Source organism: Streptomyces viridiviolaceus (assembly GCF_014650995.1).
Taxonomy (GTDB): Bacteria; Actinomycetota; Actinomycetes; order Streptomycetales; family Streptomycetaceae; genus Streptomyces; species Streptomyces viridiviolaceus.
This window is the reverse complement of sequence record NZ_BMWA01000034.1, coordinates 40,612-56,537: the sequence shown is the minus strand read 5'-3', so window position 1 is coordinate 56,537 and position 15,926 is coordinate 40,612. Positions and strand designations below refer to the sequence as shown.

The window sequence follows — 15,926 nt, the reverse complement described above, 5'->3', positions numbered from 1 at the left end:
TGTCCCTCCAGTGTCGGCTGCCTTCGACAGGCGGCCTCAGTTCTGTGCCGCGAGTTCCACAGCGATGTCGATGAGCTGGTCCTCCTGGCCGCCGACGAGACGTCGCTCGCCCGCGCGCAGGAGGATTTCGGCGCCCGGGACGCCGTAGCGCTCGGCCTGCCGGTAGGCGTGCTTGAGGAAGCTGGAGTAGACCCCGGCGTGGCCCATCAGCAGGGCGAGCCGATCGAGTCGGCACTCGTCGTCCATCACCGGCCGGACCACGTCCTCGGCCGCGTCGATGATCTTCAGTACGTCGATGCCGGTGCGGATGCCCATCTTGGCGCAGACCGCGACCAGCGCCTCGACGGCGGTGTTGCCTGCGCCCGCGCCGAGGCGGCGGGTGGAGCCGTCGATCTGCAGCGCGCCGGCCTTGATGGCCGCGATGGAGTTGCCGGTGCCCAGGGCCAGGTTCTCGTGTCCGTGGAAGCCGACCTGGGCGTCGTCGCCGAGCTCGGCGACCAGGGCTTCGACCCGCGCGGTGACGTCGTCCATGACCATGGCGCCGGCCGAGTCGACGACGTACACGCACTGGCAGCCCGCGTCGGCCATGATGCGGCCCTGCCGCGCCAGGTTCTCCGGCGTGGTGGAGTGGGCCATCATCAGGAAGCCGACGGTCTCCAGGCCCATCTCACGGGCGAGCCCGAAGTGCTGGATCGCGATGTCGGCCTCGGTGCAGTGGGTGGCGATGCGGCAGATGCTCGCGCCGTTGCCGTGGGCGGCGCGGATGTCGTCCTTGACGCCGAGGCCGGGGAGCATCAGGAAGGCGATCCGCGCCTGCCGCGCGGTGTCCACCGCGATCTTGATGAGTTCCTGCTCGGGGGTTCTGGAGAAGCCGTAGTTGAAGGACGAGCCGCCGAGCCCGTCGCCGTGCGTCACCTCGATCACCGGCACTCCGGCGTCGTCGAGGGCGGCGACGACGGACCGTACGTCCTCGCCCGTGAACTGATGCCGCTTGGCGTGCGAGCCGTCGCGCAGCGAGGAGTCGGTGATCCGGATGTCGAGGGTTTCCGAGTAGGGCATGCGGGTGCTCCTTACGCGCCCGGGGCGAGGAGCGCCTTGGCGAGCTCCTCGCCGACCTTGGTGGCGGCGGCGGTCATGATGTCGAGGTTTCCGGCGTACGGCGGCAGGTAGTCGCCCGCGCCCTCGACCTCCAGGAAGATCGCGACGCGTGCCATCCCGCCGTTCTCGGGGCGCGGGTCGTCGAACTGCGGCTCTGTGCGCAGCCGGTAGCCGGGAACGTAGGCGGCGACCTGTTCGGCGATCTCCTTGACGGACTGGGTGATGGCGGCCCGGTCGGCGTCCTCGGGGATCGCGCAGAAGACGGTGTCGCGCATGATGACGGGTGGCTCGGCCGGGTTGAGGATGATGATCGCCTTGCCGCGCTCGGCACCGCCGATGGTCTCGATGCCGCGGGAGGTGGTGCGGGTGAACTCGTCGATGTTGGCGCGGGTTCCGGGTCCGGCGGAGACCGAGGCGACCGAGGCGACGATCTCCGCGTACGACACGGGGACCACCCGCGAGACCGCGTACACCATGGGGATGGTGGCCTGTCCGCCGCAGGTGATCATGTTGACGTTGGGCTTGTCGAGGTGTTCGCGCAGGTTGGCGGGGGGCACGACGGCGGGGCCGACGGCCGCCGGCGTCAGGTCGACCGCCTTGATGCCCAGCTCGGCGTAGCGCGGGGCGTTGGCCCGGTGGACGTAGGCGGAGGTCGCCTCGAAGACGATGTCGGGCAGCTCGCTCTGGGCGAGCAGCCAGTCGACGCCCTCGGGGCTGGCCTCCAGGCCGGCGTCGCGGGCGCGGGCGAGGCCCTCGCTGCCGGGGTCGACACCGATCATCCAGCGCGGTTCGACGAACTCGGAGCGGAGCAGCTTGTGGAGCAGATCGGTGCCGATGTTGCCGGATCCGACGATCGCGGCACTCGCCTTGGTCTTGGTGGTCATCATCACCTCAGGTGAACGAGAGGGACACCGGGCCCAGCCCGGTGAACTCGGCGGTGAAGGTCTGTCCCGCCGTCACGTCGACGGCCCGGGTGCACGAGCCGGGCAGCACCACGTGCCCCTTCCTCAGGGGCACGCCGAAGCGGGCCACGGTGCGGGCGAGCCAGGCGACGGAGACGGCCGGGTCGCCGAGCACGGCGTCGCTGCGGCCCTCGGCCAGCAGCTCACCGCCGCATGTGAGCCGCGCGTCGATCGACTTGAGGTCCAGCTCGCGGGGGTCGCGGCCCTCGCCGATGACGTATCCGGCGGAGGAGGCGTTGTCCGCGATGGTGTCGGCGATGGAGATTCTCCAGTCGCGGATCCTGCTGTCGATCAACTCCAGGGCGGGGACGACGCGTTCCGTCGCGGCGAGCACATCCGCCGTGGTGCACCCCTCGCCCGGCAGGTCGTCGCCGAGGACGAAGCCGACCTCGACCTCGATGCGGGGGCAGCAGTAGCGGGAGACGGGAACGGGGCGGTCCGCTCTCAGCTCCATGTCGTCGAGCAGGTGGCCGTAGTCCGGCTCGTCCACGCCCATCATCCGCTGCATGACCGGGGACGACAGGCCGACCTTGTGACCGCGCACCTCGGCCCCGGCTTCGACGCGGCGCCGGATGTTGATGAGCTGGATCTCGTACGCGTCCTCGGTGCCGATCTCCGGGAAAACCTCGGTCAGCGGGGCTACCGGCGTACGGCTGTGCTCGGCGGAGCGCAGGGTCTGAGCCGCGCGCTGCCTCTGGGGGTCCGTGAGCATGGGGTCCTCTGCGGGGCGTCGGGGTGTTCCGGGAGGCTAAGCGGGGTGCCCTCCGCGCCGGGAGCGTGAATTCCCGCTGACCGGGAAAGGTGCGGCGTGAAGACGCTCGACGGCCCCCAGGGGGTGTCCGCGAAGCCGCGCCTGCCGCGGGACGTCCGGCACGCTCCCTCACCGCCGCACCGGCGAACACCCGAGTACGACCGGTACGCGGGCGTCCGGCCGGCACTCCCCGGCTTCCGGCCGGGGTGAGGACCCCCAGAGGGACGCACGGGACACCGCGGGGCCAGCCCTCCGGGCGGACGACGCGACTCCGCGGACACCCCCCGGGGCCGCGGTCGGTGACTCCCGGGCCGTCGCAGGCGGCACCGCTGCAGCGGTGGTCGGCGGTTCGGTGGCTGCTACCGCGTCCCGTACACCGGCTGGGGTGTCTCGGCCGCGGCCAGCAGCTTGAGGGCGCTCTCGCCCGCCTCCGCCGGGGTCCAGCGGGCACCCTTGTCCGCGGAGGGACCCGGCCGCCAGCCCTCCATGACGGTGATCCGTCCGGCCTCGGCCTCGAAGACCCGGCCCGTCACCCCCGCGGAGGCGGAGGAGCCCAGCCAGACGACGAGGGGGGAGACGTTCTCCGGGGCCATGGCGTCGAAGGCGCCGTCCTCGGGGGCGGCCATGGTGTCGGCGAAGGTCTGCTCGGTCATCCGGGTGCGGGCGGCCGGCGCGATGGCGTTGACCTGGACGCCGTAGCGCGCCAACTCCGCCGAGGCGACGAGCGTCAGCCCGACGATCCCGGCCTTGGCGGCGGAGTAGTTGCCCTGGCCGACGCTGCCGAGCAGGCCGGCCCCGGAACTGGTGTTGACCACCCGCGCCTCGGGCGTGCGCCCGGCCTTCGCCTCGGCGCGCCAGTGCGCCGCGGCGTGCTTGAGCGGCAGGAAGTGGCCCTTGAGGTGGACGCGCATGACGGCGTCCCAGTCCTCCTCGTCGAGGTTGACGAGCATGCGGTCGCGCAGGAATCCGGCGTTGTTGACGAGGGTGTCGAGGCGGCCGAACGCCTCCAGGGCGGTGGCGACGAGCGAGGCGGCGCCCTCGGCGGTGGCGATGTCGCCGCCGTGGGCGACCGCTTCCCCGCCGAAGGCTCGGATCTCGTCGACGACCCGCTGGGCGGGCCCGGCGGCGCCTCCCGTGCCGTCGAGGCCGACGCCGAGGTCGTTGACGACGACTTGCGCGCCCTCGGCGGCGAAGGCGAGGGCGTGCGCGCGGCCGAGCCCGCGGCCCGCGCCGGTGACGACGGCGACGCGTCCGGTGCACAGTCCGGTCATGGGGTGTGGGTCCTTTCGGTGAGCGGATCGAGGTCTCCGGCAGGGACCGCGGCTTGGAACCGGGCCCTGCCCCTGGCGGAGGCGGTCAGTGGTTGGCGGTGGCGGCGTCGAGGAAGGCGGGGCGCTCGCCTCCGCCGTGGACGTGCAGGGCGGCGCCGCTGATGTACGCGGCCCGGTCGGAGGCGAGGAAGACACAGGCGTCACCGATGTCGGCGGGCTCGGCGAGCCGGCCGAGCGGCACGGTGCGGCCGACGGCGGCGATGCCGTCCTCGTCCCCGTAGTGCAGATGGGACAGCTCGGTGCGGACCATGCCGAGGACGAGCGTGTTGACCCGTACCCGGGGCGCCCATTCCACGGCCATGGACCGGGCGAGGTTCTCCAGGCCCGCCTTGGCGGCTCCGTAGGCCGCGGTGCCCGGTGACGGGCGGGTGCCGCTGACGCTGCCGATCATCACGATCGACCCGCCCCCGCGCTGCCGGCGCATCCCCTCGTACGCGGCGAGCGAGGCGGTCAGCGGCGCGACGAGGTTCAACTCGACCACCCGGGCGTGCTGTCCGGCTCCGCCCTCGCCGAGCATCCGGAAGGGCGTCCCCCCGGCGTTGTTGACCAGGGTGTCCAGCCGCCCGTACTCGCTCCGCACCTGCTCGAAGAATCCGCCGACCGCTTCCGGATCGCGCAGGTCGGCGGGGAGGAAGCGGGCCGTGCGCCCGGCCGCCTCGACGGGCTTGTCCGGGGGCCGGCGCGCACAGGTCACGACCTGTGCACCGGCCTCCAGCAGGGCACGGGTGATCCCCGCGCCGACACCCCGGGTTCCGCCGGTGACGACGGCGACTTTCCCGGACAGATCGATGATCGCTGCCAATTGACACCTCCCGCAGCGCGCGGACCGCTGCTATCTTCCGCCTAACAAATGTTTGGTCGAAAGGTAGCTGATCTGCTCATGGGTGTCTCCACCTCCGCCCCCGAAGAGGGCATCGCCGTCGTCACCGTGGACTTCCCCCCGGTCAACGCCCTCCCCGTGCGGGGCTGGTACGAGCTGGCCGCCGCGGTGCGCGCCGCCGGGGCCGACCCCAAGGTGCGCTGCGTGGTGCTCACCGCCGCGGGCCGCGGTTTCAACGCCGGCGTCGACATCAAGGAGATGCAGCGCTCGACCGGGCACGACGCTCTGATCGGCGCCAACCGCGGCTGCTACGAGGCGTTCGCCGCGGTCTACGACTGCGAGGTCCCGGTGGTCGCGGCCGTGCACGGCTTCTGCCTGGGCGGCGGGATCGGCCTGGTCGGCAACGCCGACGCCATCGTCGCCGCCAACGACGCGACCTTCGGCCTGCCCGAACTGGACCGGGGCGCGCTCGGCGCGGCCACCCACCTCGCCCGGCTGGTCCCCCAGCACCTGATGCGGGCGCTGTACTACACCTCGCGCACCGTCACCGCGCAGGAGCTGCGGCAGTACGGCTCCGTGTGGCGGGTCGTCCCGCGCGAGCGGCTGACGGACGCCGCGCTGGAACTGGCCCGGGAGATCGCCGCCAAGGACGGGTATCTGATCCGCCTCGCCAAGGCCGCGATCAACGGCATCGACCCGGTGGACGTCCGCCGCAGCTACCGCTTCGAGCAGGGCTTCACCTTCGAGGCGGGCCTCAGCGGCGTCGCCGACCGCGTACGCGACACCTTCGGAACCGTGCGGGAGCAGCAGTCATGAGCAGGGACAAGACAATGACCGCCGAGGAGGTGGTCGGCCGCCTCGAGAGCGGGATGACGATCGGCATCGGCGGCTGGGGCTCGCGGCGCAAGCCGATGGCGCTGGTGCGCGCGCTGCTGCGCTCGGACGTCACCGACCTGACCGTCGTCAGCTACGGCGGCCCGGACGTCGGGCTGCTCGCCGCCGCGGGGAAGATCCGCAAGCTGGTGGCGGCGTTCGCCACCCTCGACTCCATCCCCCTCGAACCGAACTTCGCGGCGGCACGGCAGCGCGGCGCGTTCGAGATGACGGAGCTGGACGAGGCCATGTTCATGTGGGGCCTGACCGCGGCCGCGCACCGGCTGCCCTTCATGCCGGTCCGGGCCGGTCTCGCCTCGGACGTGATGAGCGTCAACCCCTCGCTGCGGACGGTCACCTCCCCCTACGGCGACGGCGAGGAACTCGTGGCCGTCCCCGCCCTGCGCCTGGACGCCGCTCTCGTCCACCTCAACCGCGCCGACGCGCACGGCAACGCCCAGTACCTCGGCCCCGACCCGTACTTCGACGACCTGTTCTGCGAGGCCGCCGACCAGGCGTACGTCTCCTGCGAGCGGATCGTGGACACCGCGGATCTGCTCAAGGACTCCGGCCCGCAGACCCTGCTGGTCAAGCGGGCGTTCGTGAACGGCGTCGTCGAGACCCCGAACGGCGCGCACTTCACCTCCTGCGTCCCGGACCACGACCGCGACGAGACGTTCCAGCGCGCCTACGCCCGGGCCGCCCGCGACCCCGAGGCCTGGCGGGCCTTCACCGAGCGGTTCCTGTCCGGGGACGAGGACGCCTACCAGGCCGCGGTGGCGGCGTTCCACGAGGAGGAAGCATGAGCGGCAGCGGCACGACGACGGCGACGCGGGCCGAGTACTGCGTGGTCGCCTGCGCCGAGGTCTGGCGGGACGGGGGCGAGGTGCTGGCCACCCCGATGGGCACCGTCCCCACGATCGGAGCCCGGCTGGCGAAGCTGACCTTCTCCCCCGACCTGCTGCTCACCGACGGCGAGGCGCTGCTCATCGGCGACGTGCCGGCGGTCGGCGCCCGGGCTCAGGTGGTGGAGGGCTGGCTGCCGTACCGCGGGCACCTGGCCCTGGTCGCCACCGGGCGGCGACACGTGATGATGGGGGCCGCCCAGCTCGACCGGCACGGCAACCAGAACATCTCCTGCATCGGCGACTGGGCCCGGCCCGAGCGACAACTGCTGGGAGTGCGCGGCGCGCCGGTCAACACCCTGAACAACCCGACGAGTTACTGGGTGCCGCGGCACTCCACGCGGGTGTTCGTCGAGCGGGTCGACATGGTCTCCGGCGTCGGCTACGACCGCGCCGCCGCGGCCGGCCCCTCCGCGACCCGCTACCACCGCATCCCGGACGTCGTCAGCGATCTGGGCGTCTTCGACTTCGAGACCCCGGACCGCACGATGCGGCTGCGCTCGCTGCACCCCGGCGTCACGGTCGAGCAGGTCACGCAGGCCACCGGCTTCGCGCTCACCGTCCCCGACGAGGTCCCGTGCACCCGCGAGCCCAGCGCCGAGGAGCTGCGGCTGATCCGCGAGGTCATCGACCCGAAGGGGCTGCGCGAGCGCGAGGTGCCGACCGCATGACGGACGTCAGGATCGCCACTGCGCTGACGAAGCTCGTGGGCGTGCGGCACCCCGTCGTCCAGACCGGCATGGGCTGGGTGGCGGGCCCCCGTCTGGTCTCGGCCGCCGCCGAGGCGGGCGCGCTCGGGATCCTCGCCTCGGCCACCATGACGGTGGACCAGCTCCGCTCCGCCGTCCGTGAGGTCAAGTCCCGTACGGACGCGCCCTTCGGGGTCAACCTGCGGGCGGACGCGGGTGACGCGGCCGAGCGTGTACGGATCATCGTCGACGAGGGCGTGAAGGTCGCCTCGTTCGCCCTGGCGCCGTCCCGCGAGCTGATCGCACGGCTCAAGGACGCGGGCGTCGTCGTCATCCCGTCCATCGGCGCCAGGCGGCACGCGGAGAAGGTCGCCGCGTGGGGCGCCGACGCGGTCGTGGTGCAGGGCGGCGAGGGCGGCGGGCACACCGGCAACGTCGCCACCAGCGTCCTGCTCCCCCAGGTCGTGGACGCCGTCGACATCCCGGTCGTCGCGGCGGGCGGCTTCCACGACGGCCGCGGCCTGGTCGCCGCCCTGGCCTACGGCGCCGCCGGCATCGCCATGGGCACCCGCTTTCTGCTCACCTCCGACAGCACCGTCCCCGACCAGGTCAAGGCCAGGTACCTGGCCGCGACGGTCAAGGACGTCACGCTCACCACGAAGGTGGACGGCCTCCCGCACCGGATGCTGCGCACCGAACTGGTCGACGCGCTGGAGCGCTCGGGCCGGGCCGCCTCACTGCTGCGGGCGGTCCGCCACGCCGCGGCCTTCCGGCGTGACTCCGGCATGAGCTGGGCGCGGATGATCCGCGACGGTCTGGCGATGAAGCACGGCAAGGAGCTGACCTGGAGTCAGGTCCTGCTGGCCGCCAACACCCCCATGCTGCTGAAGGCCTCGATGGTCGAGGGCCGCGCCGATCTCGGAGTGATGGCCTCCGGCCAGGTCGCGGGGCTGATCGACGATCTGCCGTCCTGCGCCGAACTCGTCGACCGCGTCATGGCCGAAGCCCACGCCACCCTCCGCGGCCTGCCCGTCGCGGCCTGAAGGGCCGTGCTCCGCTCCACCCCGGGAAAGTTCCCTCCCAGTACTTGGAGTTGATCCCATGCGTGCCACCCACATCCGCCGTACGGCCGGCGCGGTGATCTCCGCCGTCGCGCTCGGCACCCTCCCCTCCGTCGCCGTGGCCGAGGCCACGGCACAGACCGCCGCCACGGCCCAGCGCGACGCCGCCACCGCCGCGGCCGACCGCCGTCCCGGCACCGGCACCGTCCGCCACATCGCGCTCCAGGGCGCGGTGAACGTCCGCGACCTGGGCGGCTACCGCACCGACCAGGGCCGTCAGATGCGCTACGGCCAGGTGTACCGGGCCGACTCGCTCAGCGAGCTCACCGACTCGGACGTCGCGACACTCGCCGCACTCGACCTGCGCACGGTGGTGGACTTCCGCGTCCCGCTGGAGGTCGAGCACGACGGCGCGGACCGCCTCCCCGCAGGTGTCACGGCGACCTCCCGGTCCGTGAACGACCTCGGGCTGTACGCACGGACCACGGAGGCTATCGGCTCCAAGGACCCCGTCAGGCAGCAGGAGATGCTGGGAGACGGGCGGGCGGAGGAGCTGATGCGCTCCATCTACCGCAGCTTCGTCACCAGTCCCGAGAGCCGGAGCCGGTTCGCCGCCGTCCTGCGGGACATCGCGCACCGCGAGCAGTCGCCGCTGCTCTACCACTGCACGTCGGGCAAGGACCGCACCGGCTGGATGAGTTACCTGCTGCTGCGTGCGGTCGGTGTCCCTTCCGACACCGCGGCCCGCGACTTCCTGCTCTCCAACGACTTCCGCCGGGAAGCCGACCGCAGGACCCGTGACGGGCTGCGGCGGGCCGGTCTGATGGAGAACCCGGACCTGCTGGTCCCCCTCCAGGAGGTCCGCATGGACTACCTCGACGCGGCGCTCGACCAGATGGACGACGACTACGGCAGTCTCCACGGCTACCTCCGCGAGGGCCTCGGCCTGGACACCGCGACGCTGGCGAAGCTCCGCGCCCGGCTGCTGAGGGGAGGGCGGGCCTGACATGCTCCGACTGGGAATGATGGCGCCGTTCAGCGACGGTCTGATCACCTCGGGCGGCTTCCTGCGCGACCTCGCCGGCACGCTGGAGGAGTGCGGCGTCGAATCGCTGTGGACGGTCGAGCACGTGGCCGTCGCGGACCGGTACGAACCGCTCTATCCGTACTCCGACGACGGCCGGATCCCGGGGAGTTCCGGGGTCGTTCCCATGCCCGACCCGCTGGAGAGCATCGCCTTCCTCGCCGGGGCGTCGGACACGCTGCGCTTCGGCACCGCGATGATCGTCGCCCCGCTGCACAGCCCGGTGGTCCTGGCCAAGCGCGCCGCGACGATCGACCGGCACTCCGGTGGCCGGCTGATGCTGGGCCTCGGCATCGGCTGGCAGAAGGAGGAGTACGCCGCCGTCGGCGTGCCCTACCGGGACCGGGGGCGGCGGCTGGAGGAGTGCGTGGGCGCCATGCGCGCGCTGTGGGCCGGCGGCCCCGCCTCGTACCGTGGGCGGCACGTCTCCTTCGACGGCCTGCACTCCCTGCCGCGGCCCGAGAGCGGGGCGGTGCCCGTCGTCCTCGGCGGGAACAGCGACCCGGCCGTCCGCCGCGCGGGCCGCATCGGCGACGGCTGGTTCCCGTACACGATCGGCCCGGAGGACTTCGCCCGGCAGGCCGGTCTGATGCGCCAGGCCGCACGTGAGGCGGGGCGGGACGAGGACGCCGTGGAGATCACGGTGTGGCCCGGCTCCCTCGACCGCGACCGCGAGTTCGATCCCTCGTGGGTACGCGGATTCACCGACGCGGGCGCGACCCGCCTCGTCGTCGCGCCCCGCATCCGGGGCGCGGACGGGCTCCTGGGGCCGCGCGGCCTGGGCGCAGTACGCGACCGGATCGACCGCTACCGCGCCCATGTCCTGGAGAAGCTGTGATGAGCGGGGTCCACATCATCGACACCGTCGTCCTCTCCGGCGACCAGGTCGCGGGATGGCTGCGGCGCTGGCGCGCCGACTACCTGCCGGGCGCCCGCGACCGCGGCATGCGCGCCGAGCGCGTCTGGCGCACCTGGACCGCTCCGGACACGGTGGCCGTCCGCGTCCTGTGGGCGCTGCCGGACAGCGGCTCGTTCTTCGCCGCACGCGCCGCGTCCGGCCGTGATCCGCGGGTCGCCGAGTTCTGGGCGCGCACGGACGAGATCGCGCTGGACCGTGACCGCCAGGTGCTGGAGCCGGTCGACTTCGATGCGGAAGGCGGGGCGGCATGACCCGCTGGGTCGCGCTGCTCCCGGCCGGCGAGAGCGCGGTGTACGACGCGGCGGTCGACATCGCCGGCGTGTCGGCGTCCTCGGCGGGGCCCGACCTGCCCGGCAGCTTCGGCGGTACCGGCATCACCTGGGACGTGACGGCGGATCGGTCGCCCGTCGGCATCGCTGCCGGGCTGGGCGTGCCGCAGCCGCTCGACACCGTTGCTCTCGCCCCCGTACGGAGCCGGGCCGTACCGCTGCCCGGCGCGCGCGTGAAGCGGACGCTGCTGCTCGCGGTCCGGCCAGGGACGCCGGACGGTCTCGTCGCCCGGCTGGAGGCGGATCTCCTCGCCATACCGGATCACGTCTCCACCATCCGGTCCTGGGCGCTGAGCCGCGTGGACCAGGCCCTCACGCCCTCCCGGTGGACGCACGTGTGGGAGCAGGAGTACCGGGACGTCGAGGGCCTGACCGGGGAGTACCTGAGCCATCCCTACCACTGGACCTGCGTGGACCGCTGGTTCGACGGCGAGGTGCCGGGCGCCGGGATCGTGGAGCCGCGGCTCGCCCACGTCTTCCGCTGGAGCGAGGACGCGGTGCTGGTGCCGCGCTGAGCGCGGGCTGCACGACCCGGCACGCAGGTGGCCGCCACCGAGCGTGTCCCCTTCCGAACCGATCACGAACGGAGTCTCGCCATGCCGATCCACCGGCTGAACCACGCCGTGCTCTTCGTCTCGGACCTGGAGCGCAGCACCGCCTTCTACCGTGACGTCCTCGGGTTCCGGCCGCTGCCACGGGCGTTTCCCTCAGCCGTCTTCCTCCAGGCGGCCGGCTCCGCCAACGACCACGACCTCGGCCTGTTCCAGTGCCCGCGGCCGGGCCCCGGGCCCCGCGCCGGCCAGGTCGGCCTGTACCACCTGGCCTGGGAGGTGGAGACCCTGGCCGATCTCCGTCGGATGCGGACCCGTCTGGCCGAGGCCGGTGCCCTGACCGGGGCGAGCGACCACGCCTCCACCAAGGCTGTGTACGCCCGCGATCCGGACGGCCTCGAATTCGAGGTGTGCTGGCTGGTTCCCGACCACGCCGTGGCCGGGGAACTCGCCGCCATGGCCTCGCCCACCCGGCCCCTCGACATCGACGCCGAGATCGCCACGTACGGTGCGGACACCCCGGGCGGCCCCCGCACCGATCACGGCGTCTGGCAAGAGGTCTTCGCCGGGGCACGGTCCGACGGGCCCCCACCCCGCTGACTGCCGCGTGCGGTCGGGGACGTCCCAGGAGCCGGAGCGCCACGACGCCGTCGTGGCGCTCCGGCTCCCCGTGCGTCAGAGGCGTTCGACGATGGTGACGTTGGCCTGGCCGCCGCCCTCGCACATGGTCTGCAGGCCGTAACGTCCGCCCGTGCGCTCCAGTTCGTGCAGCAGGGTGGTCATGAGCTTGGTGCCGGTGGCGCCCAGTGGGTGCCCGAGGGCGATCGCGCCGCCGTTGACGTTGACCTTCTCGGGGTCGGCACCGGTCTCCTTCAGCCACGCCAGCACCACGGGGGCGAATGCCTCGTTGATCTCCACCAGATCGATGTCGTCGAGCGTCATCCCGGACTTCTTCAGTGCGTACGCCGTCGCCGGGATCGGCGCGGACAGCATCCGGATCGGGTCCTCGCCCCGTACGGACAGGTGGTGGATGCGGGCCCGCGGGGTCAGCCCGTGTTCCCGGACGGCGCGTTCACTCGCGAGCAGCACGGCGGAGGCACCGTCGGACACCTGCGAGGAGACGGCGGCCGTCAGCCGGCCGCCCTCCACCAGCGGCCGCAGGCCCGCCATCTTCTCCAGGCCTGTGTCCCGTCGCGGGCCCTCGTCTGTGGTCACGTCCCCGTACGCGACGAGTTCGCGGTCGAAGCGGCCCTCGTCGATGGCGCGGATCGCCCGCTGGTGCGAGCGCAGCGCGAACTCCTCCATGTCGCGGCGGGAGATGTCCCACCTCTCGGCGATGAGTTCGGCGCCGTGGAACTGGTTGACCGGCTGGTCGCCGTAGCGGGCCCGCCAGCCCTCGGACCCGGCGTACGGGCCCTCGGTGAGCCCGAGCGGTTCGGCTGCCTGACGGCTGGCGAAGGCGATCGGCACCTGCGACATGTTCTGGGTGCCGCCCGCGACCACCAGGTCGCTGGTGCCGGACAGCACCGCCTGGGCGGCGAAGTGCACGGCCTGCTGGGAGGAGCCGCACTGGCGGTCCACCGTCACTCCCGGCACCTCCTCCGGCAGGCCCGCGGCCAGCCAGGAGGTGCGGGCTATGTCGCCGGCCTGCGGTCCGACAGTGTCCAGGCAGCCGAAGACGACGTCCTCGACGGCCGCCGGGTCGGCACCCGAGCGCTCCATGAGCGCCTTCAGCACGTGGGCGCCGAGGTCGGCCGGGTGGACGGCGGAGAGCCCGCCGTTCCGCCTGCCGACCGGGGTCCGTACCGCTTCGACGATGTATGCCTCGGCCATGGCCGCTCCTTTTCGATGTCTGCAGTGTCATTCGCGCAGAGCGATTCCCTCCAGCACCATCGACAGGTACTGGCGGGCGATCTCCTCCGGGCTGTGCTGTCCGCCCGGCCGGTACCAGGACGCGGCGACCCACACGGTGTCGCGCACGAAGCGGTAGGTGAGCCGGACGTCGAGATCGGCGCGGAAGACCTGGTCGGCCACTCCGCGCTCCAGCGTTCCCAGCCACGCCTTCTCGAACTGCTGCTGCGAGCCGGCGAGATGGGCGAAGCGCGGCTGGGTCTGGAGGTGTCTGGACTCCTTCTGGTAGATGGCGACCGCGGCACGGTGCCGGTCGATCTCCCGGAAGGACTCGGTGACGAGGGCCTCGATGGTCTCTCTGGGGCCGAGCCCGGCGGCGAGCACGGCGTCGTACCGGGCCCAGAGCTCGTCCAGGAAGGCGGAGAGGATCTCGTCGAGCATCGACTCCTTGGAGTCGAAGTGGTAGTAGAGGCTGCCCGCGAGCATGCCCGCCGCGTCGGCGATCTTGCGGACGGTGGTGGCGTTGTAGCCCTGTGCGGCGAACACCTCGGCGGCGGTGGCCAGGAGTTCCTCGCGCCGCTCGGGCGACGCGCTCATCGCGGTCTTCTCGCGGTCACTGCTGCTCGTGGACACCTGGCCGTTCTTGCTTCACGCATGCTGGCTGCTGACCGACAGGACCTCTCCGGTCATGTACGAGGAGTAGCCGCTGGCCAGGAAGACGATGGCGTTGGCGACCTCCCACGGCTCGGCGTGGCGGCCGAACGCCTCGCGTGAGGTCAGCTCCTGTAGCAGCTCGGGTGTGGTGACCTTGACCAGGTGCGGGTGCATGGCCAGGCTCGGTGAGACGGCGTTGACGCGCACGCCGTACTCGGCGGCCTCCAGCGCGGCGCAGCGGGTGAGCGCCATGACCCCGGCCTTGGCGGCGGCGTAGTGCGACTGGCCCTTTTGGGCGCGCCAGCCGATCACCGAGGCGTTGTTGACGACGACGCCCCCGCTGCCTGCCGCCTTCATCCGGCGCAGTGCGGCGCGCGTGCAGCGGAAGGTGCCGTTCAGGGTGACGTCGAGGACTTTGTCCCACTGCTCGTCGGCCATGTCGACGAGGTCGGTCGTGCCGCCGAGCCCGGCGTTGTTGACGACGATGTCGAGTCGGCCGTGCCGCTCCTCGGCGAGGTCGAAGAGCGCCGTGACCTGTGCCTCGTCGGTCACGTCGCAGGGCAGTGACGTCACGCGGTCGGCGCCGAACTCCGCGGCCAGTTCCGCCTCGGACTCCTTCAGCCTGCGGGCGTGTGCGTCGGAGACCACCACGCGCGCGCCTTCCTCGAGCAGCCGTCTGGCGGTCGCGCCGCCGATGCCGGCGCCCGCGGCGGCGGTGACGACCGCGGTGCGGCCGGCGAGCAGGCGGTGGCCGGGCACGTACGGCGGCGGGGCCGAGGTCATGGGCGAACCTCCTTGGGGAGACCGAGCACTCGCTCGGCGATGACGGTCCGCTGGATCTCGTTCGATCCGGCGTAGATGGTGTCGGAGCGGGAGAACAGGAACAGCCGCTGCCAGTCGGTGAGGTCGTACGGCTCACCGGCGGCCAGCATTCCGCCGGCGCCGCAGACGTCCATGGCGAGCTCGCCCAGCTCGCGGTGCCAGGTCGCCCAGAAGATCTTGCCGATGGACGCCTCGGGGCCGGGCGCCCCCGCCGCGACACCGTCGAGCATGCGCAGCGCGTTGCCGCGGATGATCTCCAGGCCGATCCAGGCCTGGGCGATCCGGTCGCGGATCAGCGGGTCCTCGGCCGCGCCGTTGCGCTTCGCCAGCTCGATGACGGACTCCAGCTCGCGCCGGAAACCGACCTGTTGGCCGAGGGTGGACACGCCGCGCTCGAAGCCGAGCGTGGCCATGGCGACCTTCCATCCCTCGCCCGGCGCTCCGACGATGTCCGACGCCTGTGTGCGGGCGCCGTCGAAGAAGACCTCGTTGAACTCGGAGGTGCCGGTCAGCTGGGTGATCGGCCGGACCTCCACACCGGGCTGGTCCAGCGGGACCAGCAGATAGGACAGGCCGCGGTGCCGGGTGGAACCGGGCTCGGTGCGGGCGACGACGAAACACCAGTCGGACTCGTGCGCGAGTGAGGTCCAGATCTTCTGCCCGGTGACCACCCACTCGTCGCCGTGGAGCTCGGCCCGGGTCCGCACGTTCGCCAGGTCCGATCCGGCGTCCGGCTCGCTGTAGCCCTGGCACCACAGTTCCTCCACGGCGACGATCCGGGGCAGGAAGCGGTCGCGCTGCTCGGGGGTGCCGAAGGCGATCAGGGTGGGGCCGAGCAGTTGCTCGCCGATGTGGCCCACGCGGGCGGGGGCGTCCGCGAGGGCGTACTCCTCGTGGAAGGCGACCTGCTGTTCGAGGGTGGCGCCGCGGCCGCCGTACTCCGCGGGCCAGCCGACGCAGGTCCAGCCGGCGGCGGCCATGTGCCGTTCCCAGGCCAGGCGTTCGGCGAAGGCTTCGTGCTCCCGGCCGGGGCCGCCTCGTCCGCGCAGGGCGGCGAACTCACCCGTGAGGTTGTCGTGCAGCCAGCTGCGGACCTCGGTGCGGAACTCCTCGACGCTGCTCATGGGCGGCTCCGGACGGCTCTCGGCGAATGGACGGCTCGACTTCTCGACGGTCGAGGACCCGTAAGCTAACCTACCAAACACTTGTTAGGGAAGGAGGGGCGC

18 protein-coding genes are annotated in these 15,926 nt (G+C 72.5%); 9 read left to right on the top strand and 9 right to left on the bottom strand.

Annotation, left to right across the window (positions count from 1 at the left end):
• Nucleotides 1-36: 36 nt before the first annotated feature.
• The 5 genes from dmpG to IE260_RS35495 all read right to left on the bottom strand — a co-directional run bounded on the left by dmpG (nucleotide 37) and on the right by IE260_RS35495 (nucleotide 4,944).
• The gene (gene dmpG, locus IE260_RS35515) at nucleotides 37-1,059 is read right to left on the bottom strand and encodes a 4-hydroxy-2-oxovalerate aldolase (RefSeq protein WP_189879536.1); all 1,023 of its coding nucleotides are present in this window, start codon (nucleotides 1,057-1,059) and stop codon (nucleotides 37-39) included.
• Nucleotides 1,060-1,070: 11 nt separating this feature from the next.
• A complete protein-coding gene (locus IE260_RS35510) occupies nucleotides 1,071-1,982 on the bottom strand; it encodes an acetaldehyde dehydrogenase (acetylating) (protein WP_189879622.1) in 912 nt (303 codons plus the stop codon).
• 7 nt (nucleotides 1,983-1,989) lie between these two features.
• A complete protein-coding gene (locus IE260_RS35505) occupies nucleotides 1,990-2,772 on the bottom strand; it encodes a 2-keto-4-pentenoate hydratase (protein ID WP_189879534.1) in 783 nt (260 codons plus the stop codon).
• A 398-nt stretch (nucleotides 2,773-3,170) separates the two neighbouring features.
• A complete protein-coding gene (locus IE260_RS35500) occupies nucleotides 3,171-4,082 on the bottom strand; it encodes an SDR family oxidoreductase (RefSeq protein ID WP_189879532.1) in 912 nt (303 codons plus the stop codon).
• An 85-nt stretch (nucleotides 4,083-4,167) separates the two neighbouring features.
• Nucleotides 4,168-4,944 (bottom strand): SDR family oxidoreductase, encoded by a 777-nt coding sequence (locus IE260_RS35495; protein WP_189879530.1) that lies wholly within the window; start codon nucleotides 4,942-4,944, stop codon nucleotides 4,168-4,170.
• Between the two features lie 78 nt (nucleotides 4,945-5,022).
• Here IE260_RS35495 and IE260_RS35490 point away from each other — a divergent pair, with 78 nt between their 5' ends.
• From IE260_RS35490 to IE260_RS35450, 9 genes are all read left to right on the top strand, one after another.
• Nucleotides 5,023-5,778, top strand: a complete 756-nt coding sequence (locus tag IE260_RS35490) for an enoyl-CoA hydratase family protein (protein WP_189879528.1) — start codon at nucleotides 5,023-5,025, stop codon at nucleotides 5,776-5,778.
• The gene (locus IE260_RS35485) at nucleotides 5,775-6,641 is read left to right on the top strand and encodes a CoA transferase subunit A (RefSeq protein ID WP_189879526.1); all 867 of its coding nucleotides are present in this window, start codon (nucleotides 5,775-5,777) and stop codon (nucleotides 6,639-6,641) included. The genes IE260_RS35490 and IE260_RS35485 overlap by 4 nt, the downstream gene beginning before the upstream one ends.
• Entirely contained in the window at nucleotides 6,638-7,411 is a 774-nt protein-coding gene (locus IE260_RS35480) for a CoA-transferase subunit beta (protein WP_189879524.1), read from the top strand. Before IE260_RS35485 ends, IE260_RS35480 begins: the two co-directional genes overlap by 4 nt.
• Nucleotides 7,408-8,472, top strand: a complete 1,065-nt coding sequence (locus IE260_RS35475; RefSeq protein WP_189879522.1) for an NAD(P)H-dependent flavin oxidoreductase — start codon at nucleotides 7,408-7,410, stop codon at nucleotides 8,470-8,472. The genes IE260_RS35480 and IE260_RS35475 overlap by 4 nt, the downstream gene beginning before the upstream one ends.
• Nucleotides 8,473-8,530: 58 nt before the next feature.
• Entirely contained in the window at nucleotides 8,531-9,496 is a 966-nt protein-coding gene (locus IE260_RS35470; RefSeq protein ID WP_189879520.1) for a tyrosine-protein phosphatase, read from the top strand.
• Nucleotide 9,497: 1 nt separating this feature from the next.
• Nucleotides 9,498-10,412: an LLM class F420-dependent oxidoreductase gene (locus tag IE260_RS35465; protein WP_189879518.1), complete on the top strand. Its 915-nt coding sequence runs from the start codon at nucleotides 9,498-9,500 to the stop codon at nucleotides 10,410-10,412.
• Nucleotides 10,412-10,744, top strand: coding sequence for a hypothetical protein (locus tag IE260_RS35460; protein ID WP_189879516.1), 333 nt, complete (start codon nucleotides 10,412-10,414; stop codon nucleotides 10,742-10,744). The genes IE260_RS35465 and IE260_RS35460 overlap by 1 nt, the downstream gene beginning before the upstream one ends.
• A complete protein-coding gene (locus IE260_RS35455) occupies nucleotides 10,741-11,337 on the top strand; it encodes a Dabb family protein (RefSeq protein WP_189879514.1) in 597 nt (198 codons plus the stop codon). The genes IE260_RS35460 and IE260_RS35455 overlap by 4 nt, the downstream gene beginning before the upstream one ends.
• An 81-nt stretch (nucleotides 11,338-11,418) precedes the next feature.
• Nucleotides 11,419-11,973: a VOC family protein gene (locus IE260_RS35450; RefSeq protein WP_189879512.1), complete on the top strand. Its 555-nt coding sequence runs from the start codon at nucleotides 11,419-11,421 to the stop codon at nucleotides 11,971-11,973.
• 75 nt (nucleotides 11,974-12,048) lie between these two features.
• Here the strand turns inward: IE260_RS35450 and IE260_RS35445 are convergent, their stop codons facing one another.
• Genes IE260_RS35445 through IE260_RS35430 form a run of 4 tightly spaced genes read right to left on the bottom strand, consistent with a single transcriptional unit; the run spans nucleotide 12,049 to nucleotide 15,824 of the window.
• The gene (locus IE260_RS35445) at nucleotides 12,049-13,206 is read right to left on the bottom strand and encodes an acetyl-CoA C-acetyltransferase (protein ID WP_189879510.1); all 1,158 of its coding nucleotides are present in this window, start codon (nucleotides 13,204-13,206) and stop codon (nucleotides 12,049-12,051) included.
• 27 nt (nucleotides 13,207-13,233) lie between these two features.
• Nucleotides 13,234-13,821, bottom strand: coding sequence for a TetR/AcrR family transcriptional regulator (locus tag IE260_RS35440; protein WP_189879620.1), 588 nt, complete (start codon nucleotides 13,819-13,821; stop codon nucleotides 13,234-13,236).
• 51 nt (nucleotides 13,822-13,872) lie between these two features.
• A complete protein-coding gene (locus IE260_RS35435; RefSeq protein WP_189879508.1) occupies nucleotides 13,873-14,661 on the bottom strand; it encodes an SDR family oxidoreductase in 789 nt (262 codons plus the stop codon).
• Nucleotides 14,658-15,824, bottom strand: a complete 1,167-nt coding sequence (locus IE260_RS35430) for an acyl-CoA dehydrogenase family protein (protein ID WP_189879506.1) — start codon at nucleotides 15,822-15,824, stop codon at nucleotides 14,658-14,660. The genes IE260_RS35435 and IE260_RS35430 overlap by 4 nt, the downstream gene beginning before the upstream one ends.
• Between the last annotated feature and the right edge of the window lie 102 nt (nucleotides 15,825-15,926).